Raw genomic sequence first — 22,001 nt, 5'->3', positions numbered from 1 at the left:
TAACCTGACGATCCATTCACCTCGTTAACTAATCGAAAGAACGGATCAGCCCCGCCAGCTCGCGGATGCCTTCGCGCAGGAGGGCCGGCGGCGCATAGGCGAACGAAAGGCGCAGATGCTGGCGGTCGCCGCGGGCGTAGATCTCGCCGGGATGGACCAGCAGGCCGGCGCGCAGCGCCGCATCGAACAGCTTCGGCATCGGAAGCGGGCGGCGCAGCGCCAGCCAGATGTAGAAGCCTCCCTGAGGCACGCTCCAGTCCGCCAGATCGGCTGCATGCTCGCGGAGCGCCGCCAGCGCCAGATCGCGCCGCGCCTTGAGCTCGGCTCTCAGGAACGCCAGATGCCGCTCCTGCTCCCCGCTGAGCAGCCACTCGGCCACAGCATGCTGCGAGAGCGAGCTCGAGCCGTAGTCGGACTGCATCTTGACGTCGGCCAGCCGTTCGATGACCGGCTCCGGTCCGGCGATCCAGCCGATGCGCAGGCCCGGACCGAGCGACTTCGAGACGCTGTCCAGATAGAGGACGAGTCCTTGCCGATCCCTCGCCTTGAGCGCGGCCGGCGGAGGCTCGTCAAGCCACAGGTCGCCGTACACATCGTCCTCGATGATCGGCAGGCCGGCCCTGACGCATGCCTGCAGCAGCCCCTCCCTGCGCCGCTCCGGCATGACGATGCCGGTCGGATTGTGAAAGGAGGGCTGGACGTACAGCATCGACGCCCGATGGCGGGCGGCCAGGCGGCGCGCCTCGTCGTCCCGCATGCCCTGTCCGTCCATCGGCACTCCGACCAGCCGGACGCCGGACGTGCGGAACACTTGGACCGAGCCGAGATAGCTCGTCTGCTCCGCCAGCAGCGTCGCGCCCTGGCGCAGCAGCCCGAGCGCGATCAGCTGCAGCCCCTGCAGCGCGCCGGAGACGATCAGCACCGACGACGGCGAGGCACGGATGCCTCTTGCCTCGAGCCTAGCGCTGACCGCCTCGCGCAGGCGCAGGCTGCCGCGCGGCTCCGGATAGGCGAGCGGCAGCCCCTCCGGCCGCTCGGCCAGCAGCCGCTGCATGGCGGCCGAGGGCAGCAGCTCGGGCGCGAGCTCGCCCGTGCCGAGCCGCAGCAGCGCAGGATCCGGCTCCGCGTCGTTGATCTGCCGGATCAGCTCCAGATTGGGCGCATGCAGGCCGTCCCGCACGTAGCGCCCCCAGTCGGGCGGCGGCGAATCGGCGGCTGCCTTCCAGACATCCGCGGCTACCGTCGTGCCGCGTCCGACCTCCGCCCGCAGCCAGCCGTCCGCGGCCAGCTCGCCGAGCGCGTAGACGATCGTGCTGCGGTTGACGCCGTAAAGCTCCGCCAGCTGCCGCTGAGGCGGCACTCGCGTGCCGGGCGGCCATTCGCCCGTCACGATCTTCGTCCGCAGCTCCTCCTGGATCTGCCGGTAAAGCGGCTCTGCCTCCTTGCGATTCCTTTCTCCGCGCTTCGGCACCGCTGCCACCCCCATCGCTTGATAGCCCTCAGTATAGCAGATTGGTCGGGTTCAATAGCAACCAATTGGTTGGAGACGCCGCCGCGCCGCGCGTCTACACTTGAACGAGACCGATCTTATCGCACACGAGGAGGCTTGTCCGAATGTCGAATGCCGCTTGGCATGCGTTCATCCTTGCTTTTGGGCTCATCCTTCCGCTCGGGCCGCAGAACCTGTTCCTGTTCAGTCAAGGCGCGGCCCAGCCGCGGCTGCTGCGGGCTTGGCCGGCCGTCGCGACGGCCGCCGCCTGCGACACGCTGCTGATCGCCGCGGCCGTTTTCGGCGTCTCCCTCGCGGCGCTGAGCCATCCGCTGCTCGCGGCCGCGCTCTATGCGGCGGGAGTCGTCTTTCTGATCGTCATGGGCTTCTCCATCTGGAACAGCCGTCCGGCTCCCGCCGAGCCGCAAGCAGGCGTCGCGGCGCTTCCGGCGCGCAGGCAGGCCGCTTATGCCGCTTCGGTGTCGCTGCTCAATCCGCATGCGCTGCTGGACACGGCCGGCGTCATCGGGACCGGCTCGCTCGCCTACGAAGGCGCCGACAAGACGATCTTCGCCGTCGTCTGCATCGCCGTCTCCTGGTTCTGGTTCGCCGCGCTGGCCGCAGCCGGACGGTGGGTCGGACGAAGAAAAGGAAGCGTTCGGATCATGGCGGCTCTCGCACGCCTGTCCGCGCTGACGCTATGGGCGATGGCCGCCGTCATGGCCGCCGGACTGCTGGGCCAGCTGAGCCGCCTCGGCTGGTGACGGCAATCGCGCAGAAAGCGATAAAAAATAGGTATAGGCGAACGTTCCTTTGAGTTCTCGCCCAGGAGCGGGTACGTTTGAGGCAGTCATGAACGATCTGCATCCGCAGACGCAAAGGAGATGAGGAATGGACCGCGAAGAAAAAAGAGGAATGGAGCCCGAGCGGCTCGCGCAGGTGTTGAGCCGGATGCTGGGCAAGGAGGTCATCCGCGCCGATTGCCGGCTCGAAAAGCTGCATGGCGGGACTTTAGGCGATGTTCAGCTTGCCGCAGGCATCGCGGAAACAGCCGATGGGAACAAGGAGCCGTATCGGCTCGTTTGGAAGACGCAGAAGAGGTTCGAGCGTCACGGCGATCCGCTTTCATGGCGTAGGGAATATGATCTCTACGCGGCGCCCGATCTAGACAAGCTCTTGCCGAAATCGTTCCGTCGCCCGGCATGTTATCGCGCCGAGCTGAACGACGAGGAGATCCAGCTGTGGCTGGAATATATCGATGGCCGCTCCGGCATGGAGCTGACCACGGACATGCAGGAGCAGATCGCCCGGGAATGGGGGCGGATCCAGGGCAGGCTATACGCGGAGCAGCCTGCGGCATTGCGGAATCTGCCCCATTTGAGCCAGGTCGAATACACGAAAAACGGCTATTTGCGCTATCGGTCCTGGCAGGAGCTGCATGCTCGCATCCGCTCGGATGGATGCGGGCTTCCGAAGCATCTGCGCCAGATGCTGATCGATTTCGACGAGCAGGCGGACGCCGTTTTCAGCCGCATCGAGCAGCTGCCGGTCGTGCTCTGCCATCGGGATTTTTGGGTGGCGAACCTATTCCATACGGATGACGGCATCGTCCTGATCGACTGGGATACCGCCGGATGGGGGTACATGGGCGAGGATATCGCCAGCCTGATCGCGGATGAAGCGGATGTGCCCCGCATGATCGAGATCTACCGGACCTGCGTTCCGGCCTATCTCAGCGGATTCAACGAATGCTCTGGGGCAGCTCCTATTGCCGATCCTTTCATCTACGAAAGAATGCTCATGATGTACGGATACAGGCTTGCCGAATGGCATGAATTCGCCGGGTCGCCGGAGGAAAAGCGGCTGCAGCTGGATACGCTGCAACAAATCTATGACATGAAGCCAGCCTAGTACCCGATTTATTTCGCGGGCAAGGCGTTGGAAAAGATGCTCCTGAGCGAGCTTGCACGCACGCCCTATATCGCCGAAGAGGCCGTCTCCGCCCCAGCGGAGACGGCCTCTTACGCCATTCCTGACGAAGCCTGCGGCCGGATCAGCCGCGTTCGAACAGGTTCGTCTGCGCGCCGGCAGCGCCGCTGGCCGCCTCCGCGCGGGCGGAGGCTCCGCTGGCCGGATGCCGTCCGTCCGCTCGCGCTTGGTCAACCTGCCGTCCGCCCGCCCGCTCCTCGCTTCCCTTCGACGGACGGACGGCAGGCCCATCCTCCGCTCTCGGAATGCCCCAGCGCAGCCGGAGGTCCGCCTTCTCGTCCCAGCTTTTGCCGGCCTCGACCGCCTCGAGAAAAGGCTCCAGCAGCGAGGCGTGCTTTTCATAGGAAGGCGCCGTCCGCAGGCTCGCCCGCAATCGCGGCAAGCAGTCCGCCATCCGCTCCCGATCCCCCGCATAATACGCCTGCGCGTACTCCGGCTCCGCCGCCGGCAGCTCTGCCAGCCAAGCCGCATCCTCTGCCGCCAGCAGGCAGACGGCGAGCGCATAACGCGCCGCGGCCGGCGAGACGAGCCAGCTCGGCAGCGTGCGGTACTCAAAGCCGCCATGCGGCTGCCGCCGGCTGTCGCCGAGCGTGCCGTAACGCGGCCGCCGCCCTCTGCCGGCGGGATCCTCCGCCAGCGCGAGCGGCAGCGCCGCATAGCTGTCGAGCGCGCGCAGCAGCCTCGTCGTCAGCTCGAGGCCGCTGAGATGCACATGCCCGCCGAGCGCGATGCCCGGCACCGGCATGCCGCCCGCCGCGAGCCGCATGCCCGGCTCGGCCGCGCCGCGGCGGGAAGCCAGCGCCAGCAGGCGCCGAATCCGCCGGAGCAGCTCCTCCGGGTCCTCGGCCGGCTCCGGCCGCAGCTCGCCGACCGGCTGGCGCAGGCTTTGCCCGGCGACAAGCACGTCGCTGCCGACCGGACTGTGCAGCCCGCCGAGCCGGGATGCGGAGACGACCCGTCCGTCGGCGCGCAGCAGCAGGAACTCCGGATCCGCGCCGAGGCGCAGCGGACGGTCCGCTTGCCCGCCGGCACGCTGCGCCTCGGCCCGGACGACGGCTGCGAGCCGCGCCGCCGCATCCGCCCAGCGCTCCGCCGCCGGCGGCGGCAGCCGCTCCGCCTCGGGCGGCAGCCCGCCCGGGCCGACGGCCCGAAAGATGCGGCTGCCCGCGAGGCGCAGCCCTTCGAGCCGCATACGTCCGTCGTCGGCGACGCGCACGAGCAGCTCGGCGGCATCCAGGCCGAGCTCGTAGGCCGCGCGCCAAACCAGCCTGCCCGCGCGGCGCAGCTCCGGATCCTGCGCGCCGGTCGCCGCGACGCCAGATGCCGCGTCGTCCGGCGCCAGCGCGGCCGGCAGGCTCGCCCGTCCGATGCCCGGACGGACGCGAGCCGTCCACAGCGTCTCCAGATGGAAGACGCCGATCCAATACAGCCGGCCCGAGCTGCCGAACGCTTCGTCGGCGCGCCCGCTCGTCCCGTCCTGCCGCTGCTCGGCGTCCTCGCGCCCGGCGCGGATGCCGGCATGGCCAAGCCTCCGGGCCATCCGCTCCGGACCCATCGCCGCCGCATCGGCGGCTCCGGCGTTCAGCACCCACGGGCTCCCGCCATCCGGCGCCGTCCATCCGCCCCAGCGCGCGCCTCCCCAGAGCAGCACCGCGTCGTAGCGGGACAGCTCCGTCCCCGGCCGCCAGCGCTCCGCAGGCGGCAGCGGCGATGCTTCCCTGCTCGTACCGCCTTCCGCTGTACCGCCCGTGCCGCCATACGCTGCCCTGCTCGTACCGCCTTCCGCCGCCCTCCCCATATCGCCATACGCTTCCCTGCCGGTACCTCCATACGCTCCCATGCCCGTGCCGCCGACCGCTCCTCCGTCCGCTCCGTCCTCCCCCTCGTCTCCGCAGCATAGCCACAGCCTGCCCGCCATGCCGCATCCCTCCCGTCGTCCCGCCGGCGGACGGGAGGCTCGCGTCTCGCCTCATGCGGCGATCCAAGCCCCGCCGATCCGGGCGGCCGCAGATGAAAAAAAGAGGGCTTTCGCCCTCGAATCGTTCCGACTGCCTGCATACCCTGCAGTAAGCCCTGCAGCAAGCCCTTCGTTTACAGCTCGTCGTCGAGCAGATCGGGGTCCAGATCCTCGAAGCTGCCGTCACCGTCGTCGTAGCCGTATTTGTCCTTGCCGTCGAAGTCGTCGCAGCCGCCCGGGACGACGGCTACGCACACCTTCGTCTCGGCGATCATCTCGACGCTGAACTCGCGCTCCACGCGCACGACGACCGAAGAGCCGCTCGAGGAGATGTTCGCCTCGATGCAGTTCGGCTCCTGCGTCGACTCCGCCGATACTTCCTCCGTCGAAGCCCGGTGCTTCGGGTCGACATAGGACAGCGGAATGTTCTCGACGTAGGAGACCGTCTCCTTCGCGACATCCGTCTGCGAGTTTTTGTTGTACGAATACCAGATGTTGATGTCGTACGATCCGACCACCTCGATGCCGTCTCCCGACCGAACCGCCTCGTATTGGTGGTTGATTACCCAAGCGCCCAGGATGCTGGTGGGGCGGTGAGGGGGAGTGACGGTATGGGACACCGTCGAGAACTTGCGACCTTTCCCGCAGACAGCTTTCGTGATGATCTCTCTAGTCTGAAGCTGTTTATCTGCAATCGTCATTTCGTTTAACCTCCTCCATGCCATCATTCCTTACAAGTGTATGCAGGTCATTCGTCTAGGGTGACTGCTTTCTTCATTCGGACGCCGCAACGAATTATACCTGTTCCATTGTATGGGGCAGGCCGGAGGAACATGACACAGGGGCGGCCGTCGGCCGAAAAAAAGTCTGTCCCGAGCCGCGGACGCGGTCAGCGGCCTGAAGCGGCGGCCTCGTCGCCGCCTTCCTCGCGCCGCTTCTTCAGGCGGCTCGCCGTGTCGAGGAAGCGGTCCAGCTCCACCGTGAACTGGAGCAGCGCCGAGCGGATCTCGAACTCCTCGCGCGTGCGCGGCAGCTCCATCGAGCGGAAGCTCTGGCGCAGGGCGGCCAGCGCCTCGCGCGGCCCGCTTTCATAATAGTCGGAGCGGATCGCCGCCTCCATCGTCTCCAGCAGCTCGGCGATGCGCTCGGCCTGCGGCACCGCTTCCCGGTCGTACGCATGAGCGAGCAGCTCCATCATCGAGCCGATGCTCTCGAGCTGCCGGCGCCTCATGCCGAAATAATCGTTCCAATAAAACCGCGGCGCCCACGGCCGGTTGTGCTGCTCGCGCAGCGACCGCTCGAGCCCTTCCCGCACAAGCCCGTCCGCCTGCAGCAGCTCCGCTCCGTCCCATAGCATGTCGGGCTTGCGCATGACCGCCGCCATGCCGGCGAACAGGCTGGCGAAGCGGTCCTCGACGAGCGTCCGCAGCTCCGCCAGCCGGCTGCGTTCGCCCGGCATATAGGCGTTGTTGATCAAGGAGGCGCAGCCGAGCCCGACGAGCAGCAGCAGCACCTCGTTGACAAGCAGCTCCATCGTCACCTCGCCGGCCGCATACACATGGAACACCAGCACGCTCCCCGGCACGATGCCGCTCTGCAGCTTCAGCCGCGACAGCACCGGGAAGACGAGCAGCACATAGATCGCCGCCGTCCAGATCGCATATCCGATCGCCTCGAACAGCACGGAGGAAGCCGCGAGCGCGAGCAGCGAGGCGCTGACCCGCTCGAACAGGCTGCGCAATCCGCTGCGCCTCGTCACCTCGACGCCGAGTATCGCCAGAACGCCGGCGAACAGCGGCTGCTCCAGGTCCAGCAGCTGCGCCGTCGCGATCGCCGCCGCCACCGCCGCCGCCGTTTTCGCCACTCTCCAGCCGATCCACTTCATGCCGTCACCATCCCGCTTTCCCGCCGCTCTAGCCAAAAAGCTCCGCCGGCAGCCGGCGGGCGGCTGCGGCGGAGCCGCATGGCTCGCCTTTGTTCCATCGTAGATCGTCGCCTGCCGAACGTCAACCGGGTCGAGGCGGTCCGCCCGCCTCGCGCCGCAGCATTCCGGTCAGCCGCTAGTCGCGTCCGCCGGAGACGATCCGCTTTTCCAGCAGCGCCACGGCCTGGTACATGAGCGTCGCGGCGACCGCGATGACGACGAGCGTGGAGAGGACAAGCGTGAAGTTGAACACCTGGAAGCCGTAGATGATCAGATAGCCGAGTCCTTCCTTGGCCACCAGGAACTCGCCGACGATGACGCCGACCCAGGCGAGCCCGACGTTCACCTTGAGCGTCGAGATGATGACCGGGAACGAGCCCGGCAGGATGACGAGGCGGAACAGCTGCCAGCGGGAGCCGCCGAGCAGCCGCACGACCTTCACGAGTCCCGGCTCCATGTCGCGGAACCGGTTGCAGATGCCGATCGTCGTCACGATGACCGTCATCGTCAGCGTTACCGCCAGGATCGAGACGAAGCCCTGTCCGAGCGCCACGATGAAGATCGGCCCCAGCGCCACCTTCGGCAGGCTGTTGAACACGACCAGATACGGATCGCATACCCGCGCCAGAAAAGGAAACCACCAAAGCAGCGCCGCGAGCGCCGTGCCGAGCAGCGTCCCGAGCAGGAAGCCCGAGGCGGTCTCCGCCACCGTCACGCCGACATGCGGCCACAAGGTGCCATCCGCCGACGAGCTGGCGAGCAGCCCGGCGATTTTGGACGGGTAGCTGAACAGCAGCGGATCGATCCAGCGCAGCCTGCCGGCCGCCTCCCAGAGCCCGAGCAGCGCAGCCAGCACGAACAGCTGCACGCCGAGCACGGCGGCGCCGATGCGGCGGCTGCGCTTCATATAAAGGCGATGCAGCTCCGCCAGCCGGCTCTCCGGCATCGACGACAGCGACAGCCGCCTGCGGCCGCCCCTGCCGCTCTTCCGGCCGGAGCCGGGGGAGCCGCCGCTGCCGCTCCAAACATCGAGCTCGTTCATCCCGCCTCTCCCCCTTCCGCTTCTCCGGCGCTCATCTCCAGCCACAGCTCGTCGAACACGGCCTGGAACGCCGGATGCTTGCGCGCCTCCGTCGGCGCCAGCCTCCGCAGCTCCGGCGGCACGGCGATCTCGGCCCGGATGCGGCCGGGATGCGGCGCGAGCACGATGACGCGGTCGCTCATCGCCGCCGCCTCGGCCAGATCATGGGTGACGAGCACCGCCGTCTTGCCGAGCCGCCGCAGCGTCGCCTGCACGAGGTCCTCGAGCTGCATCTTGATCTGCATGTCGAGCGCCGAGAACGGCTCGTCGAGCAGCAGCACCTCCGGATCCGGCGCGAGCGTGCGCGCCAGCGCGACGCGCTGGCGCATGCCGCCCGACAGCTCGCCGGGGTAGCGGCCGCCCGTTCCATCCAGGCCGACCTCCGCCAGCAGCCGTCCGGCCGCCTCGATCCGCGCCGCGGCAGGCGCCCCTCCGATCTCGAGGCCGAGCGCGGCGTTGTCGAGAATCGTGCGCCACGGCAGCAGGCAGTCCTGCTGCAGCATGTAGCCGACCTTGGCGGAAGGCTTCTCGACCTCCCGGCCGCCTACCCGCACCTCTCCGGACGCCGGCCGCAGCAGCCCTGCGAGCAGGCTGAGCACGGTCGTCTTGCCGCAGCCGCTCGGCCCGACGAGGCTGACGAACTCGCCGCGCCCGACGGCCAGGCTGAGCTCCTCCACCGCCAGCGACGCGCCTTGCCGGCCGACATACACATGCGACACCGAGCGCAGCTCCAGCATAACGCTTCTCTCCGCCATCCGCTTCCTCCTCTCCCGCCGCCCTCTCGGCGCTCTACTTGCCGGCCTTCTCCGCGAAGGAGTTGTCGACCAGCTTGCCATGCTCCGCGCGCTCCTTGAGCTCGCCTGCCGACGTCATGACGTCGAGCAGATTGTTCCATTCCTGCTCGTCGATGATCGGGTTCTCGGCATAGGAGCCTTGCTGCTTGTAGCGGTCGATCGAGGAGACGAGGATCGCTTTGTCGGTATTCGGGAAATACGTGCCGACAGCATCCGCGATGTCCTCGGCGCTATGCTCCTTCACCCAGGTCTGCGCCTTCTGCAGCGCGTCCGTGAACTTCTGCACCGTGTCGGCGTTCTTCTCGATATAGCTCTGTTTGCTCATGAATGCCGTATATGGCAGCTTGCCGCTCTCCACCCCGAACGAGGCGACGACCTTGCCTTTGCCTTCCTGCTCGATCATCGACGCCTGCGGCTCGAACAGCTGCACGTAGTCGCCGGTGCCGGAGGCGTATGCGGCCGTGATGTTGGCGAAATCGATGTTCTGGATCAAATCGAGATCCGCGTGCGGATCGATCCCATGCTTTTTGAGCGCGAACTCGCCGGCCATTTGCGGCATGCCGCCTTTGCGCTGACCGAGGAATTTCGCTCCCTTGAGGTCGTTCCAGTCAAGCGGCTTGCCCGAGCGGGACACGAGGAAGGTGCCGTCCGTCTGCGTCACTTGGGCGAAGCTCAGGACCGGATCGTCCGCGCCTTGCTGGTAGACGTAGATCGACGTCTCCGGACCGACGAGCGCCACGTCGACGCCGCCGGACAGCAGCGCCGTCATCGTCTTGTCGCCGCCGGCCGTCGTCTGCAGCTCGACGTCCAGCCCCTCTTCCTTGAAAAAGCCTTCGGCCAGCGCCACGTACTGCGGAGCGTAGAAGACCGAGCGGGTCACCTCGCCGATGCGCACCTTGACCGCCTCTTCCTTCCCGGCGCCGCATCCGGGCAGCGCCGCCATCGCCAGCGCAGCCGCCAGCATCAGCCCCGCGATCGCCTTTCGATTCATGTCAGATAGCCTCCCTTAGGTTCGAACGTTCTGTGCTGTAGCCTATGCGCGGCTGGCGGGAGGGGTGCATAGGCCGCACGCCGCCTGGGGGCGGCATGAAACGCAAGCAGCCGGGGCAGATTTGCCCCGGCATGGACCGGAAGCTCGCGCGTCGAGGAGCGGGCATCGTCACCGGCTGCGCTTGCCCGGCGGAGCTGGCAACGTAACCGGAGGCGCTTGTACGGCGGAGCTGGCTCCGAAACCGGAGGCGCTTGTACGGCGGAGCCGGCTCCGAAACCGGCACCCGCTTCGCGGAGCGGGAACTCGTTCCGATCTCCCTGGAGCCCAGATTCCTTTGATTCCATTTTTCCGAAACGGAAGGAATCCGGCCTCCAAGGGAACCGCTGCCGCTTCTCCACGAGCCCCCGTCCGCTTCGCTCTCCGGTTCCCCATCGGCTGCCGCTTCGCTTGCCAGCCGCAATCCGATTGCACGCCGTTTGGCTCTCCTCACCCCCGAGCCCTTCGTTATCGGGCCTCCGGCCAGCCCGCAACTCGATTCTTCGACTTGCTCGCGCCGAGTTGCTCGGTTTTTCCGCATAATTCCCCCGTTCAGCCGCCGATCGCGCCGAGTTACTCGGTTTTTCCGCGCAACTCCGCCCGTTTCCCTTGCTGCACAAGTTAAGTCCATATAATTGTGTAAAATGCTCCTGACCATAAAAAGAAAAGCCATGGTAGGACTCTCGGTTAGAATGGAAGTTGTCGAGACCAACATTCCAAGGAGAGTGCCTACACATGACTCAATACCAGATTACCGTAGATCAGGACATTTTGCACCAGCTGTTTATCGGAACCGATCGGGACGCGGGAGTGGCCCGCTTGTTGGAGACGGTGCTGAATCAGGTGCTGACAGCCCAGGCGACAGATCAGCTGGCGGCGCAGACGTACGAGCGCACCAGCGAGCGCAAGGGCTATCGCAACGGCAGCTACGAGCGCGACGTCATTACCCGCGCTGGCAGCGTCACCTTGCGCGTCCCCCGGTTTCGGGACGGCTCCTTTTCTACCGAGCTTTTCGCCCGGTATCAGCGCAGCGAGCAAGCGCTGGTTCTCTCGCTCATGGAAATGGTCATCAACGGCGTGTCGACGCGCAAGGTGACTAAAATCACCGAGGAGCTGTGCGGAACCGAGTTCTCCAAGTCAACGGTCAGCCACCTGTGCAAGCAGCTGGACCCGGCTGTCCACGACTGGAACAACCGCTCTCTGGCCGACCACGCCTTCCCCTTCATCACCATCGATGCGATCTACGTGAAGGTGCGTGAAGAAGGCCGTATCTGTTCTCGAGGCGTTCTGGTGGGCTACGGCGTGAACGAGCAAGGCCGGCGTGAGATTCTGGGCCTGCGCGTCGACGACACCGAGTCGGAGGAGAGCTGGGGCGCCTACTTCCGCTGGCTGAAAGAGCGCGGCCTGCACGGCGTAGAGCTCGTCACGAGCGACTACCATGGCGGGCTGGTCAAGGCCATCGAGAAGGAGTTTCAAGGGGTCTCGTGGCAGCGGTGCCAGACGCACTTCATCAAGAACGTGCTGAACGCAGCGCCCAAAGCGCTCCAAAGCGAAATCAAGAGTCGCGTCCGATCGATCTTCGATGCGCCCGACATGAAGACGGCTCGTTCCTATCTCGAACAGACGCTTGAGGCGTATGCCGAGACAGCACCCAAAGCGATGAAAATACTGGAGGACGGGTTCGAGGACGCCGTCGCGGTGCTGGCCTTCCCGGAGGCCTACCGCGTGCGGCTGCGCACCTCCAACGGCATGGAGCGCCTGAACGGGGAGATCCGCAGGCGCGAGACGGTCATCCGCATCTTTCCCAATCGCGCTTCCGTCATCCGTCTCATCGGAGCCATGCTCATGGAAGAGAACGAGTACTGGATGACGAAGAAGCCGTACATGGACATGACGGACTTCAAGGCGTGGAAGAAGCAGAAAGCCACTCAGGGCGCCGGCTCGGAGGAGCAGGAAACCAGCACCACCATGACGGAAGCGACGGACAGCCTTTAAACCCGATTCCATTTTCTACCGAGAAGTGTTTTTACACACAATTATGGACTTGACCGCTGCACACCCGAGTTACTCGGTTTTTCCGCGCAACTTCGCCGTTTCTCCCGCTGCGCGTCCGAGTTACTCGGTTTTTCCGCGCAACTCCGCCCGTTTCCCTTGCTGCACGTCCGAGTTACTCGGTTTTTCCGCGCAACTCCGCCGTTTCTCAGTTAAGTCCATATAATTGTGTAAAATGCTCCTGACCATAAAAAGAAAAGCCATGGTAGGACTCTCGGTTAGAATGGAAGTTGTCGAGACCAACATTCCAAGGAGAGTGCCTACACATGACTCAATACCAGATTACCGTAGATCAGGACATTTTGCACCAGCTGTTTATCGGAACCGATCGGGACGCGGGAGTGGCCCGCTTGTTGGAGACGGTGCTGAATCAGGTGCTGACAGCCCAGGCGACAGATCAGCTGGCGGCGCAGACGTACGAGCGCACCAGCGAGCGCAAGGGCTATCGCAACGGCAGCTACGAGCGCGACGTCATTACCCGCGCTGGCAGCGTCACCTTGCGCGTCCCCCGGTTTCGGGACGGCTCCTTTTCTACCGAGCTTTTCGCCCGGTATCAGCGCAGCGAGCAAGCGCTGGTTCTCTCGCTCATGGAAATGGTCATCAACGGCGTGTCGACGCGCAAGGTGACTAAAATCACCGAGGAGCTGTGCGGAACCGAGTTCTCCAAGTCAACGGTCAGCCACCTGTGCAAGCAGCTGGACCCGGCTGTCCACGACTGGAACAACCGCTCTCTGGCCGACCACGCCTTCCCCTTCATCACCATCGATGCGATCTACGTGAAGGTGCGTGAAGAAGGCCGTATCTGTTCTCGAGGCGTTCTGGTGGGCTACGGCGTGAACGAGCAAGGCCGGCGTGAGATTCTGGGCCTGCGCGTCGACGACACCGAGTCGGAGGAGAGCTGGGGCGCCTACTTCCGCTGGCTGAAAGAGCGCGGCCTGCACGGCGTAGAGCTCGTCACGAGCGACTACCATGGCGGGCTGGTCAAGGCCATCGAGAAGGAGTTTCAAGGGGTCTCGTGGCAGCGGTGCCAGACGCACTTCATCAAGAACGTGCTGAACGCAGCGCCCAAAGCGCTCCAAAGCGAAATCAAGAGTCGCGTCCGATCGATCTTCGATGCGCCCGACATGAAGACGGCTCGTTCCTATCTCGAACAGACGCTTGAGGCGTATGCCGAGACAGCACCCAAAGCGATGAAAATACTGGAGGACGGGTTCGAGGACGCCGTCGCGGTGCTGGCCTTCCCGGAGGCCTACCGCGTGCGGCTGCGCACCTCCAACGGCATGGAACGCCTGAACGGGGAGATCCGCAGGCGCGAGACGGTCATCCGCATCTTTCCCAATCGCGCTTCCGTCATCCGTCTCATCGGAGCCATGCTCATGGAAGAGAACGAGTACTGGATGACGAAGAAGCCGTACATGGACATGACGGACTTCAAGGCGTGGAAGAAGCAGAAAGCCACTCAGGGCGCCGGCTCGGAGGAGCAGGAAACCAGCACCACCATGACGGAAGCGACGGACAGCCTTTAAACCCGATTCCATTTTCTACCGAGAAGTGTTTTTACACACAATTATGGACTTGACCCGTTTCTCCCGCTGCACGTCCGAGTTGCTCGGTTTTTCCGCGCTGCGGCCAGGACAGCAGCGCCGCAACGTCAAAAAAGCCGTCAAGCCTCCCGTCCGGATCGGTCGGGAGGCTTGACGGCTGCGGCGCTTCGGCGCCTACAGCTTATAGATATCGGTGTACTTCGTCCGCAGGTACTGGACCAGATGGGACGAGTCAAGCGGCTTGCCCGTCGCGCCGAGGATGATCTCCTTGGGCGTGCGCAAGCGGCCGTGGCGGTGCACATGCTCGGTCAGCCAGCCGCGGATCGGCGCCAGCTCGCCCTTGGCGACCAGCTCCTCCATGTTCGGCAGGGCGGTCTTCATCGCATCCGCCAGCTGCGCCGAGTAGATGTTGCCGAGCGAGTAGGACGGGAAGTAGCCGAACAGGCCGGCGCTCCAATGCACGTCCTGCATGACGCCGTCGGCGTCGCTCGGCGGCGTGATGCCGAGGTACTCGCGGTACTTGTCGTTCCAGATCGCCGGCAGATCGGCTGCCTTGGCGCCTTCGTTGAAGATCAGCTTCTCGATCTCGTAGCGGATGATGATGTGCAGGTTGTACGTCAGCTCGTCGGCCTCGATGCGGATGAGCGACGGCTGCACCGCGTTCTGCGAGCGGTAGAACGCCTCGGCGTCGACGCCGGCGAGCTGCTCGGGGAACCGGCTCTGCAGATCGGGGAAGTACCGCTGCCAGAACGGGCGGCTGCGGCCGACGATGTTTTCCCAGAAGCGCGACTGCGACTCATGGATGCCCATCGACGTGCCGTGGCACAGCGACGTGCCTGCGAGCTCCGGCGATATGTTCTGCTCGTAAAGGGCATGTCCCGCCTCGTGGATCGTGCCGAACAGCGCGCTCGTCACGTCCTCCGGCAAATAGCGCGTCGTGACGCGCACGTCGCCGAGATTGAACGTCGTCTGGAACGGATGGGCGCTCTCGTCGATGCGGCCGCCTTCGAAATCGTAGCCGAGCTGCCCGAGCATGTAGCGGCTGAACTCCTTTTGCCGCTCCTTGTCGAACAGGCCCTCGAGGAAGGCGCGGTCCGGACGGTTCGGCGAGGCGGCGATCGCGGCCGCGAGCGGCACGAGCTGGCCGCGCAGCGAGGTGAAGATCTCGTCGAGCTCCTGGACGGTCATGTCCGGCTCGTAATCGTCCAGCAGCGTGTCGTAGCGGGTCGCCTTCGGCCCCCACAGGTCGATGAACTGGTTCGTGTAGCCGATGACCCGCTCCAGGTAGCCCTGGAACGCCGGGAAATCGTTGTCCTTGCGCGCCTGCTCCCAGGCGGATTCCGACTGCGACGCCAGCACGACATACTCCTCGTACAGCTTGGGCGGAATCTTCACGCTGCGATCGTACGAGCGGCGCGTCTCGGAGACGAGCTTGCGGTCGATCTCGCCGAGCGCCGCCTGCGCTTCCTTCTCCTCCAGCTGCTCGAGCAGCTCGCCCATGCGCGGCGAGGTGGCCAGCTGGAACGCTTCCGCGCCGAGCATGCCGAGCACCTCGGCGCGGCCGGCATGGCCCTTGCGCGGAGCGCCTGTCCGGAGATCCCAGCCGATGACGGCCGCAGCCTCCTGATAGCGGACGATCTTGCGGTCCAGCTCGCGGAATTCGGTCAATGCCTTTTCATAAGCGGTCGCGGCTTCTGCCATGTGCTTCATCTTCCTTTCCTCTTCGAAGGTCGTCGGTCTACTTGAATCATAACGGGCACAGCCCGTATAATCAACGGTAACCGCGCGGGAGCCCGGTCCGGCAGGACTCCCCGCAAAAGGAGGAGATTCGGATGCGCATCACATTCCGTCCGGAAGCGGCGGACAAGCTGCAGCCGTATGTCGGCGACGGGCAGGCCATGCTCAAGCTGGTGTACGATACGGAAGGCTGCGGCTGCGTCGTAAACGGCGTGTCCGCCCTGTATGTCGTGCAGGAGCCGCTATCCGGAGACGTCCAGGGCGAGGGAGATCCTTATCCGTTCCTGTACGAGGAGCGCTACGAGGTGTTTTTCGAACCGGAGCTGAAGCTCGGCTACAGCCGGGAGCGCGACGCGTTCATCCTCTCCAGCGACAGCCAGATCTACAACTACGACTTGCGCTTCTTCCCCCGCGCGCCGCAGTTCCAACCCTCGGAGAAAGGTCGGTAACGTCCATGAACAACATCGAGCAGATCCTGTCCTTCAACAAGCAGTTCGTCGAAGAGAAAAAGTATGAGGAGTACCTCACCGACCGCTTCCCCGACAAGAAGATGGTCATCCTCACCTGCATGGATACGCGGCTGACGGAGCTGCTGCCGCGGGCGATGAACCTGCGCAACGGCGACGCCAAGGTGCTCAAGAACGCCGGCGCGATCGTCACGCAGCCGTTCGGCAACATCATGCGCAGCATCCTGGTGGCGATCTACGAGCTGCAGGCCGAGGAAGTCGTCATCATCGGACACTACAATTGCGGCATGACCGGCATCGATCCCGAGGCGATCATCGGCAAGATGGTCAGCCGCGGCGTCTCCCAGACGACGATCCGCACGCTCAAGCATTCCGGCGTCGACTTCCACCGCTGGCTGACCGGCTTCGACAACGTGCGCTCGAGCGTCGAGAAGAGCGTCGGCATCGTGCGCAACCACCCGCTGCTCCCGTCCGGCATCCCCGTCAGCGGCCTCATCATCGACCCGCAGACCGGCAAGCTCGACCTCGTCACGGACGGCCATGAGTTTCTGAAGCAGCCGCCCGCATCCGAGAACTGATACTGATTCCTCCCAAGACAACGAAAGCGGAAGCGGGACGAAAGCCGAGCTGGCTCGGCGATCGTTCCGCTTCCGCTTTTTTGTTCTCCATGGCCCCCCGGGTCCGCGCTACTCCGGCGATACGCCGGGCCGCCTGCGCTCGATCGACTCGCGCCGCGCCAAAATCACTTCGCTGCGGTCGCGCAGGCGATGCCGGTGGACGATCGCCGCCGCCGGCTCGCCGCCGGCGCACCAGTCCGCCTCGAGCCGAGCGCACTCCTCCCGCGCCGCCTCGAGCAAGGAGTCGTCCGCGATCGGAAGCGTCCAGCTGAGATAGGGCAGCGGCTCCCCCGCTTCCAGACGTCCGGCCGCGTCGTCCAGCCGCGCGAGCAAGGCCGGACCGTCCAGTCCCGCCTGTCCCAGATCCTCGCGCCGCAGCCGCTCCCAGGCGGAGCGCAGCATTTTGCGTGCGCCCTCCCGGTTGCCGCGGCGCAGATGGTACTGGCCGACCGCGATCTGGATCAGTCCGTGCCACAGCCCGGAGTCGCTCCCGGGATGCTCCTTCCAATAATCCTCCAGCAGCTCATGGCATTCAAAGTAGTCCCGCGTGCCGTGAAATTCCGCCAAAAACCGGATGTAGGCATCCGGATAGAACGACATCGTCCGCATCACTCGTCCAGCCCTTTCCTATCCTTAAAAACCGCGTTTGCGGGCAAGCTATAAATTAAATGAAACCTGCTTCCCATGATAGACGTATAGGCACCCGAACGCAATGTTCGCCACATATTCCACATGGAGGGGACAAATCACCAGATGAAAAAAGGATTTATTTTGATGATCGCCTTCACGGTCATGCTCGCCTTCACCGGCATCGTCTCCAGCACGGCAGACGCGAAGCGCGGCGGCATCAAATCCCCGCGCCAGGGCTACACCCAAGCGCCGAAAAAATCGACCGACAACGTCCAGCGCAGCGATGCGAACAAAAATACCGGAGCCGCCGCCGGGACCGGCGCCGCAGCGAAGCCGGGCTTCTTCTCCGGCGGCGGGCTGATGAAGGGCCTCATGATCGGCGGCCTCGCCGGCATGCTGTTCGGCGGCATGTTCGGCGGCATGGGCTTCATGGGCGAGATCCTCGGCCTGATGGTCAATTTGCTTGCGCTCTTCGCCCTCGTCATGGTCGTCGTCGCGCTCTTCACCTACGTCCGCAGGAAGCGCAAGCCGGAGCCGGACACGCGGAGACCGTACTGATCCGATGCGGCTTTCGATGGATGAGATCATCAATGCCGTCTGCCTGAGCGAGTCGGCCCGCCGCGGCATCCAGCCCGGCGCGATCGAGGTCCAGCTCAGCTGGGAAGAAGAATACGGCTTCACGGCGGAGGTATGGATCGCCGACCGCTCCCATTACCTCGTCGAGGCCAACCTCAAGGAAGCGATCGAGCAATACGTATTCAAGGAATACGGCCGCAGGATCTACCGCTCCCAGATTACGCTGGACGCGGACGAAGAGTTCTGGGCGGACATCGCCGAATAAGCAGCAAAGACGCAAAGGGACGAAGCTGAGCAGCGCTCAGCCTCGTCCCTTTTTCGTTGTCCGGCGCTCGGGAAGAGGCCGGGCTGCGCCGCAGGCTCATCGTGTGCGGAAAGCAAGCGTCGCGTTGATGCCGCCGAAGCCGTACGAATTGGACAGCGCCGCTCCGAGCCGCGCCTCGCGTCCAGCGCCGGTCACGAGATCGAAGTCCGCCGCCTCGTCGTCCGGCTCCTCGAGATTGGCGGTCGGCGGCAGCCAGCCGCGCGACAGCGCCAGCGTCGTGATCGCCGCCTCGATCGCGCCGGACGCGCCGAGCGGATGGCCGTACAGCCCTTTCGTCCCGCTCACGGCGACAGGGCGGCTGCCGAACACGCTGCGGATGACCCGCGACTCCGTGCCGTCGTTGAGCGGCGTCGAGGAGCCGTGCGCATTGATGTAGCCGACCTCTTCCTGCAGCATGTCCGCATCCGCCAGCGCGAGCCGCATCGCCCGCTGCGCCTGCGTGCCGCAAGGCAGCGGCGCGCTCATATGATGCGCGTCGTTGCTGACGCCGAAGCCGCTCAGCTCGGCGAGCACCCGCGCGCCGCGCGCCCTGGCGTGGCCCTCCTCCTCGATGACGAGCACCGCCGCGCCTTCGCCCATGACGAAGCCGTCGCGCCGGCGGTCGAACGGCCGGCTCGCCGCGGCCGGCTCCTCGTTGCGCGTCGACATCGCCCGCAGCAGGTCGAATGCGCCGAACGACAGCGGCGAGAGCGGCGCTTCCGAGCCGCCGGCCAGCATCGTGTCGGCCTCGCCGCGGCGGATCGCCTGCAGCGCCCGCCCGATGGCGACCGCGCCGGAGGCGCAGCTCATCGCATTCGTCTCGTTCGGCCCCGTGAAGCCGAATTCCATCGCCATATTGCAGGAGGCCGCTCCGCCGAATACCGAGAAGCCGAGCGTCGGCGAGACGCTGCGATAGCCGCCGTTCATGAACTGCCCGCATTGCTCCTCCGCGTAGGCGATGCCGCCGAGCGCGCTGCCCATGAAGACGCCGGCGCGATCGGAATCGACCGCAGCCGGATCGAGTCCGGCATGCTGGAGCGCCATCCGTCCCGATGCGATCGCCAGCTGCGAGTAGCGGTCGGTGCGATGCGCCCGTTTCCGATCCATGTAGTCGCCCGCGTCGAAGCCGCGGATCTGCGCGGCGATCCGGCTGCGCAGCCCTTCCGGCGCGAACCGGTCGATCGCTCCAATCGCGCTTTCTCCTTTTCGCAGCCCTTCCCAAAGTCCTTCCGCGCCGATGCCGATCGGCGTCACGCAGCCGATGCCGGTAATGACCGCCCTCCGCTCGCCCATTCTAGTCGCCTCCCTTTCCCTTTTCGGCCGCCGCCTTCAGCCCGAGCAGCGTGCGCTCCGCGATCGCATGCACGAAGCCCGGACCGATGATGCCGCTCGCCGCCAGCCGGCCGACCGGCGGCCGCTTCCATTCATGCACGATGACCGCCCGGCTGCCGCCTGCATGCGGCTCGACGATCCATTCCACGTCCATGCCGGACGTGACGCCTTCGATATGGCGGTAGACGATCCGGCCCCGCTCCGGCTCCAGCCGCATCTCGCTCACCCACCAGACCGGCCAGCGCAGCGCGCCGAACGGACGGTACGCCTTCATCTCCACGATCCCGTCCCCGGCCTCGCCGGAGCGGAACGTCACCGAACGATAATGCTTCAGATGCCCCGGCCACCGCTCCACGTCGCTGGCGAGGCGGAACACCCGCTCCGGCGACGCCTGCATCGCCGTTTCATTGTAGGTACGCATCGCATGCCGCCTTCTTCCTATAAAATATCTGTCAAATCTCCATCCGCTGTTTCAGCGAAAACGCGGCAAGCCGGGTCCGGCGCCTCTCGGGCAATCCCCGATGCGCGCAGCGAGCAGCGGAGCCGATCCGCTCCAGCGGATGCCGGCCAGCGCCGCGCGGAACAGCCTCGGCCGGGAAGCGCCGTATTCGACCAGCCGCTGCAGCGCCGCTCCCGGCCCGAATTCTCGCTGCAGCCGCCTCTCGTACGCCTGCAGCGCCTGCGCTCCGTCGGATCGCCGGGCAGCCGCGAGCGCCGCGGCGGCGAGCTCCGCTCCGCGCAGCGCGCGGAACAGGCCCTGGCCGGTGAGCGGGTCGTAATAGCCCGCCGCGTCGCCGACGAGCAGCACGCGCCCGGAGCGGACCGCCCGCACCGGCGCGTCGAACGGACCGCAGGCGAGCGTCTCTCCGCTCGCTTGCGCTGAGGCCGTCCTGGCGGCCAGCGACGGCGAAGCGCGCAGGGCGCTCAGCAGCGCCTCCTGCCCGTTCCTCAGCGCGGCGGCGGAGGCGGCCGCCGTCCTCGCAGGCAGCACGAGCGTGGCGTTGGCTTCTCCGCCGGACAGCGGCGCGATGCCGATCAGGACGCCCGGCTGCGCATGCAGCTCGACGAGCGGCCGCAGCTCCGCCAAGCCGCCGATGCGCCCGGTCAAGGCGACCTTGCGCAGCGGTCCGGGCGGCGCCGACAAGCCCGCCGAGCGCGCGACGGCGGAGCGGATGCCGTCCGCGCCGACGACGTAGCGGGCGGCCAGCGTGACGGGCCGGCCCTCGCGGATCGCCGCCGCCCGGCAGCCGCTTCCGTCCTGGCGCACCTCCTTTACCCGGCACTCCGGCAGCAGGCTCGCTCCGGCCCGCATCGCCTGCTCCAGCAGCCAGCCGTCCAGCCGCTCCCGGCGGCAGCTCCAGCCTCCCGCGCCATCCGGATAACGAGCCTCCAGCCGCGCCGTCCCGCTATGGATCGTCCATCCGTCCAGCGGATGAAGCTCGTCCAGCAGCTCGCTCCATGCCGGAGCGCCCGCCGCGCCTCCGTCCCGCGCGAGCCGCTGCAGCGCTGCCGCCGCTCCGGGATTGAGCGACTCGCCGCATGGCTTGCGCCGCGGATGCCGCCCGGCGTCGGCGATCGCCACGCTCAGGCCGAGGCGCGCGAGCCGCCACGCGAGCGCGCTGCCGGCCGGCCCTCCGCCGCAGACGAGCACGTCAAGCATCGCTCAGCAGCGCGAGCCGCCATGGAAAATGGCGGCGCACGGCGGCGCCGTTCAGCCCGGCGCGCCCGAGCAGCTCGAGCGCTTCGTCCGCCGTGTACGAGCGCCGCACCGACAGCGGGCCGTCATGGCGCGTCACCGGGCTGCGCCAGACGGCCAGCGCCAGCAGACGCGCCGCGCCGTACGCGAGCGGATGGCGCTCCAGGTCGGTGACGACCCAGCCGTGGCGCGCCACCCGCTGCAGCTCGCTCAGCATCGCGACCGCATCGGCATCGCTCAGATGATGCAGCGCCAAATTGCTGAAGGCGACGTCGAAGCTGCCGTCGGCATACGGCAGCCGCCGCCCGTCCGCGACGTCGATCGTGATGTCGGCGTTAGCGGCGGTGCGCCGCCGGGCGAGCTCCGCGATCGCCGGGCTGATCTCGACGCCGGTCACGCGGAGCCGCCAGCCTCGAGCCGCCGCCCAGCGGTGCACGGCGAGCGGCTGGTCGGCGAGTCCGGTCGCCACGTCGAGCACGCGCAGCGGCCGCGCCGCCGGGCCGGCCTTGCCCGCCCTGTCCAGCAGCCGCTCCAAATGTCGCAGCAGCGGCGGATTCCCGCCGAGATAGCGGTTCACCGCCCATACTTCCCGCAGGCTGCGCTCCAGCTCCTGCGGCTCCACCGCGCCTTCCTCGTCCAGCCATTCCTTGGCATCATGGCGCTTCATCGGTCCATCCTCCTCCTTCCGCGCGAGACGGGCTTAGTCTGCTCCGCCCGTGCCAAATTCATCCATCGGCGGCATGGATTCATCGGCGGCCGGAGCGGGTAATTTTCCGAAGCGCATT

At 66.3% G+C, this 22,001-nt stretch carries 21 protein-coding genes; 8 read left to right on the top strand and 13 right to left on the bottom strand.

Going from position 1 to position 22,001, the window contains the following annotated elements; genetic code table 11:
* Window positions 1–28 precede the first annotated feature (28 nt).
* Window positions 29–1,471: an aminotransferase-like domain-containing protein gene (locus B8V81_RS20705; RefSeq protein ID WP_323744200.1), complete on the bottom strand. Its 1,443-nt coding sequence runs from the start codon at window positions 1,469–1,471 to the stop codon at window positions 29–31.
* Window positions 1,472–1,614: 143 nt separating this feature from the next.
* On the opposite strand from B8V81_RS20705, the gene B8V81_RS20700 reads away from it, so the two are divergent.
* Entirely contained in the window at window positions 1,615–2,253 is a 639-nt protein-coding gene (locus B8V81_RS20700; RefSeq protein WP_028598367.1) for a LysE/ArgO family amino acid transporter, read from the top strand.
* Window positions 2,254–2,380: 127 nt separating this feature from the next.
* A complete protein-coding gene (locus B8V81_RS20695) occupies window positions 2,381–3,400 on the top strand; it encodes an aminoglycoside phosphotransferase family protein (protein WP_101809102.1) in 1,020 nt (339 codons plus the stop codon).
* 142 nt (window positions 3,401–3,542) lie between these two features.
* Here the strand turns inward: B8V81_RS20695 and B8V81_RS20690 are convergent, their stop codons facing one another.
* The 6 genes from B8V81_RS20690 to B8V81_RS20665 all read right to left on the bottom strand — a co-directional run bounded on the left by B8V81_RS20690 (window position 3,543) and on the right by B8V81_RS20665 (window position 10,225).
* Entirely contained in the window at window positions 3,543–5,396 is a 1,854-nt protein-coding gene (locus B8V81_RS20690) for a putative amidoligase domain-containing protein (protein WP_101809101.1), read from the bottom strand.
* A gap of 173 nt (window positions 5,397–5,569) precedes the next feature.
* Entirely contained in the window at window positions 5,570–6,136 is a 567-nt protein-coding gene (locus B8V81_RS20685) for an outer spore coat protein CotE (protein ID WP_028598369.1), read from the bottom strand.
* Window positions 6,137–6,324: 188 nt separating this feature from the next.
* Window positions 6,325–7,320, bottom strand: a complete 996-nt coding sequence (locus B8V81_RS20680; RefSeq protein WP_101809100.1) for an aromatic acid exporter family protein — start codon at window positions 7,318–7,320, stop codon at window positions 6,325–6,327.
* A gap of 175 nt (window positions 7,321–7,495) precedes the next feature.
* A complete protein-coding gene (locus tag B8V81_RS20675) occupies window positions 7,496–8,305 on the bottom strand; it encodes an ABC transporter permease (protein ID WP_101809468.1) in 810 nt (269 codons plus the stop codon).
* A gap of 92 nt (window positions 8,306–8,397) precedes the next feature.
* Window positions 8,398–9,195 (bottom strand): ABC transporter ATP-binding protein, encoded by a 798-nt coding sequence (locus tag B8V81_RS20670; protein WP_028598372.1) that lies wholly within the window; start codon window positions 9,193–9,195, stop codon window positions 8,398–8,400.
* 34 nt (window positions 9,196–9,229) lie between these two features.
* Window positions 9,230–10,225 carry an ABC transporter substrate-binding protein gene (locus B8V81_RS20665; RefSeq protein ID WP_028598373.1) on the bottom strand — a complete coding sequence of 332 codons (996 nt, stop codon included), beginning with the start codon at window positions 10,223–10,225 and terminating at the stop codon, window positions 9,230–9,232.
* 771 nt (window positions 10,226–10,996) lie between these two features.
* Here B8V81_RS20665 and B8V81_RS20660 point away from each other — a divergent pair.
* Window positions 10,997–12,256: an IS256 family transposase gene (locus B8V81_RS20660; RefSeq protein ID WP_101808325.1), complete on the top strand. Its 1,260-nt coding sequence runs from the start codon at window positions 10,997–10,999 to the stop codon at window positions 12,254–12,256.
* 323 nt (window positions 12,257–12,579) lie between these two features.
* Window positions 12,580–13,839 (top strand): IS256 family transposase, encoded by a 1,260-nt coding sequence (locus B8V81_RS20655; RefSeq protein WP_101808325.1) that lies wholly within the window; start codon window positions 12,580–12,582, stop codon window positions 13,837–13,839.
* Window positions 13,840–14,031: 192 nt separating this feature from the next.
* On the opposite strand, the gene B8V81_RS20650 is transcribed toward B8V81_RS20655, so the two are convergent.
* Window positions 14,032–15,567: a carboxypeptidase M32 gene (locus B8V81_RS20650; protein WP_228551444.1), complete on the bottom strand. Its 1,536-nt coding sequence runs from the start codon at window positions 15,565–15,567 to the stop codon at window positions 14,032–14,034.
* Window positions 15,568–15,689: 122 nt separating this feature from the next.
* Here B8V81_RS20650 and B8V81_RS20645 point away from each other — a divergent pair, with 122 nt between their 5' ends.
* Together B8V81_RS20645 and B8V81_RS20640 are read left to right on the top strand one after the other, a co-directional pair.
* A complete protein-coding gene (locus B8V81_RS20645) occupies window positions 15,690–16,043 on the top strand; it encodes an iron-sulfur cluster biosynthesis family protein (RefSeq protein ID WP_101809098.1) in 354 nt (117 codons plus the stop codon).
* A gap of 5 nt (window positions 16,044–16,048) precedes the next feature.
* The gene (locus B8V81_RS20640; protein WP_028599646.1) at window positions 16,049–16,639 is read left to right on the top strand and encodes a beta-class carbonic anhydrase; all 591 of its coding nucleotides are present in this window, start codon (window positions 16,049–16,051) and stop codon (window positions 16,637–16,639) included.
* A gap of 108 nt (window positions 16,640–16,747) precedes the next feature.
* Here the strand turns inward: B8V81_RS20640 and B8V81_RS20635 are convergent, their stop codons facing one another.
* Window positions 16,748–17,287 (bottom strand): DUF309 domain-containing protein, encoded by a 540-nt coding sequence (locus B8V81_RS20635; protein ID WP_101809097.1) that lies wholly within the window; start codon window positions 17,285–17,287, stop codon window positions 16,748–16,750.
* A gap of 144 nt (window positions 17,288–17,431) precedes the next feature.
* On the opposite strand from B8V81_RS20635, the gene B8V81_RS20630 reads away from it, so the two are divergent.
* Both B8V81_RS20630 and B8V81_RS20625 read left to right on the top strand, forming a co-directional pair.
* On the top strand, window positions 17,432–17,866 hold the full coding sequence (locus B8V81_RS20630; RefSeq protein WP_028599648.1) for a hypothetical protein: 435 nt from the start codon (window positions 17,432–17,434) through the stop codon (window positions 17,864–17,866).
* A 4-nt stretch (window positions 17,867–17,870) separates the two neighbouring features.
* Window positions 17,871–18,149: a DUF2653 family protein gene (locus B8V81_RS20625; protein WP_028599649.1), complete on the top strand. Its 279-nt coding sequence runs from the start codon at window positions 17,871–17,873 to the stop codon at window positions 18,147–18,149.
* 96 nt (window positions 18,150–18,245) lie between these two features.
* On the opposite strand, the gene B8V81_RS20620 is transcribed toward B8V81_RS20625, so the two are convergent.
* Genes B8V81_RS20620 through B8V81_RS20605 form a run of 4 tightly spaced genes read right to left on the bottom strand, consistent with a single transcriptional unit; the run spans window position 18,246 to window position 21,883 of the window.
* Entirely contained in the window at window positions 18,246–19,481 is a 1,236-nt protein-coding gene (locus tag B8V81_RS20620) for a beta-ketoacyl-[acyl-carrier-protein] synthase family protein (protein WP_028599650.1), read from the bottom strand.
* A gap of 1 nt (window position 19,482) precedes the next feature.
* Entirely contained in the window at window positions 19,483–19,941 is a 459-nt protein-coding gene (locus B8V81_RS20615; protein WP_101809096.1) for a type II toxin-antitoxin system RatA family toxin, read from the bottom strand.
* Window positions 19,942–19,992: 51 nt separating this feature from the next.
* Window positions 19,993–21,180: an NAD(P)/FAD-dependent oxidoreductase gene (locus B8V81_RS20610; RefSeq protein ID WP_101809095.1), complete on the bottom strand. Its 1,188-nt coding sequence runs from the start codon at window positions 21,178–21,180 to the stop codon at window positions 19,993–19,995.
* On the bottom strand, window positions 21,173–21,883 hold the full coding sequence (locus tag B8V81_RS20605; protein WP_028599653.1) for a methyltransferase domain-containing protein: 711 nt from the start codon (window positions 21,881–21,883) through the stop codon (window positions 21,173–21,175). The genes B8V81_RS20610 and B8V81_RS20605 overlap by 8 nt, the downstream gene beginning before the upstream one ends.
* Between the last annotated feature and the right edge of the window lie 118 nt (window positions 21,884–22,001).

The organism is Paenibacillus pasadenensis, assembly GCF_002864175.1.
In the GTDB taxonomy this organism is placed as follows: Bacteria; Bacillota; Bacilli; order Paenibacillales; family Paenibacillaceae; genus Paenibacillus_O; species Paenibacillus_O pasadenensis.
Note: the sequence above shows the minus strand (reverse complement) of the source record. Positions and strands in the feature narration are given on the sequence as shown.

Excerpts from the sequence above, each read along its gene's own strand:
- B8V81_RS20700 (WP_028598367.1), top strand. The coding sequence starts at position 1,615 with ATGTCGAATGCCGCTTGGCATGCGTTCATCCTTGCTTTTGGGCTCATC.
- B8V81_RS20695 (WP_101809102.1), top strand. The coding sequence starts at position 2,381 with ATGGACCGCGAAGAAAAAAGAGGAATGGAGCCCGAGCGGCTCGCGCAG.
- B8V81_RS20690 (WP_101809101.1), bottom strand. The coding sequence starts at position 5,396 with ATGGCGGGCAGGCTGTGGCTATGCTGCGGAGACGAGGGGGAGGACGGA.
- B8V81_RS20685 (WP_028598369.1), bottom strand. The coding sequence starts at position 6,136 with ATGACGATTGCAGATAAACAGCTTCAGACTAGAGAGATCATCACGAAA.
- B8V81_RS20680 (WP_101809100.1), bottom strand. The coding sequence starts at position 7,320 with ATGAAGTGGATCGGCTGGAGAGTGGCGAAAACGGCGGCGGCGGTGGCG.
- B8V81_RS20675 (WP_101809468.1), bottom strand. The coding sequence starts at position 8,305 with ATGCCGGAGAGCCGGCTGGCGGAGCTGCATCGCCTTTATATGAAGCGC.
- B8V81_RS20670 (WP_028598372.1), bottom strand. The coding sequence starts at position 9,195 with ATGGCGGAGAGAAGCGTTATGCTGGAGCTGCGCTCGGTGTCGCATGTG.
- B8V81_RS20665 (WP_028598373.1), bottom strand. The coding sequence starts at position 10,225 with ATGAATCGAAAGGCGATCGCGGGGCTGATGCTGGCGGCTGCGCTGGCG.
- B8V81_RS20660 (WP_101808325.1), top strand. The coding sequence starts at position 10,997 with ATGACTCAATACCAGATTACCGTAGATCAGGACATTTTGCACCAGCTG.
- B8V81_RS20655 (WP_101808325.1), top strand. The coding sequence starts at position 12,580 with ATGACTCAATACCAGATTACCGTAGATCAGGACATTTTGCACCAGCTG.
- B8V81_RS20650 (WP_228551444.1), bottom strand. The coding sequence starts at position 15,567 with ATGAAGCACATGGCAGAAGCCGCGACCGCTTATGAAAAGGCATTGACC.
- B8V81_RS20645 (WP_101809098.1), top strand. The coding sequence starts at position 15,690 with ATGCGCATCACATTCCGTCCGGAAGCGGCGGACAAGCTGCAGCCGTAT.
- B8V81_RS20640 (WP_028599646.1), top strand. The coding sequence starts at position 16,049 with ATGAACAACATCGAGCAGATCCTGTCCTTCAACAAGCAGTTCGTCGAA.
- B8V81_RS20635 (WP_101809097.1), bottom strand. The coding sequence starts at position 17,287 with ATGCGGACGATGTCGTTCTATCCGGATGCCTACATCCGGTTTTTGGCG.
- B8V81_RS20630 (WP_028599648.1), top strand. The coding sequence starts at position 17,432 with ATGAAAAAAGGATTTATTTTGATGATCGCCTTCACGGTCATGCTCGCC.
- B8V81_RS20625 (WP_028599649.1), top strand. The coding sequence starts at position 17,871 with ATGCGGCTTTCGATGGATGAGATCATCAATGCCGTCTGCCTGAGCGAG.
- B8V81_RS20620 (WP_028599650.1), bottom strand. The coding sequence starts at position 19,481 with ATGGGCGAGCGGAGGGCGGTCATTACCGGCATCGGCTGCGTGACGCCG.
- B8V81_RS20615 (WP_101809096.1), bottom strand. The coding sequence starts at position 19,941 with ATGCGTACCTACAATGAAACGGCGATGCAGGCGTCGCCGGAGCGGGTG.
- B8V81_RS20610 (WP_101809095.1), bottom strand. The coding sequence starts at position 21,180 with ATGCTTGACGTGCTCGTCTGCGGCGGAGGGCCGGCCGGCAGCGCGCTC.
- B8V81_RS20605 (WP_028599653.1), bottom strand. The coding sequence starts at position 21,883 with ATGAAGCGCCATGATGCCAAGGAATGGCTGGACGAGGAAGGCGCGGTG.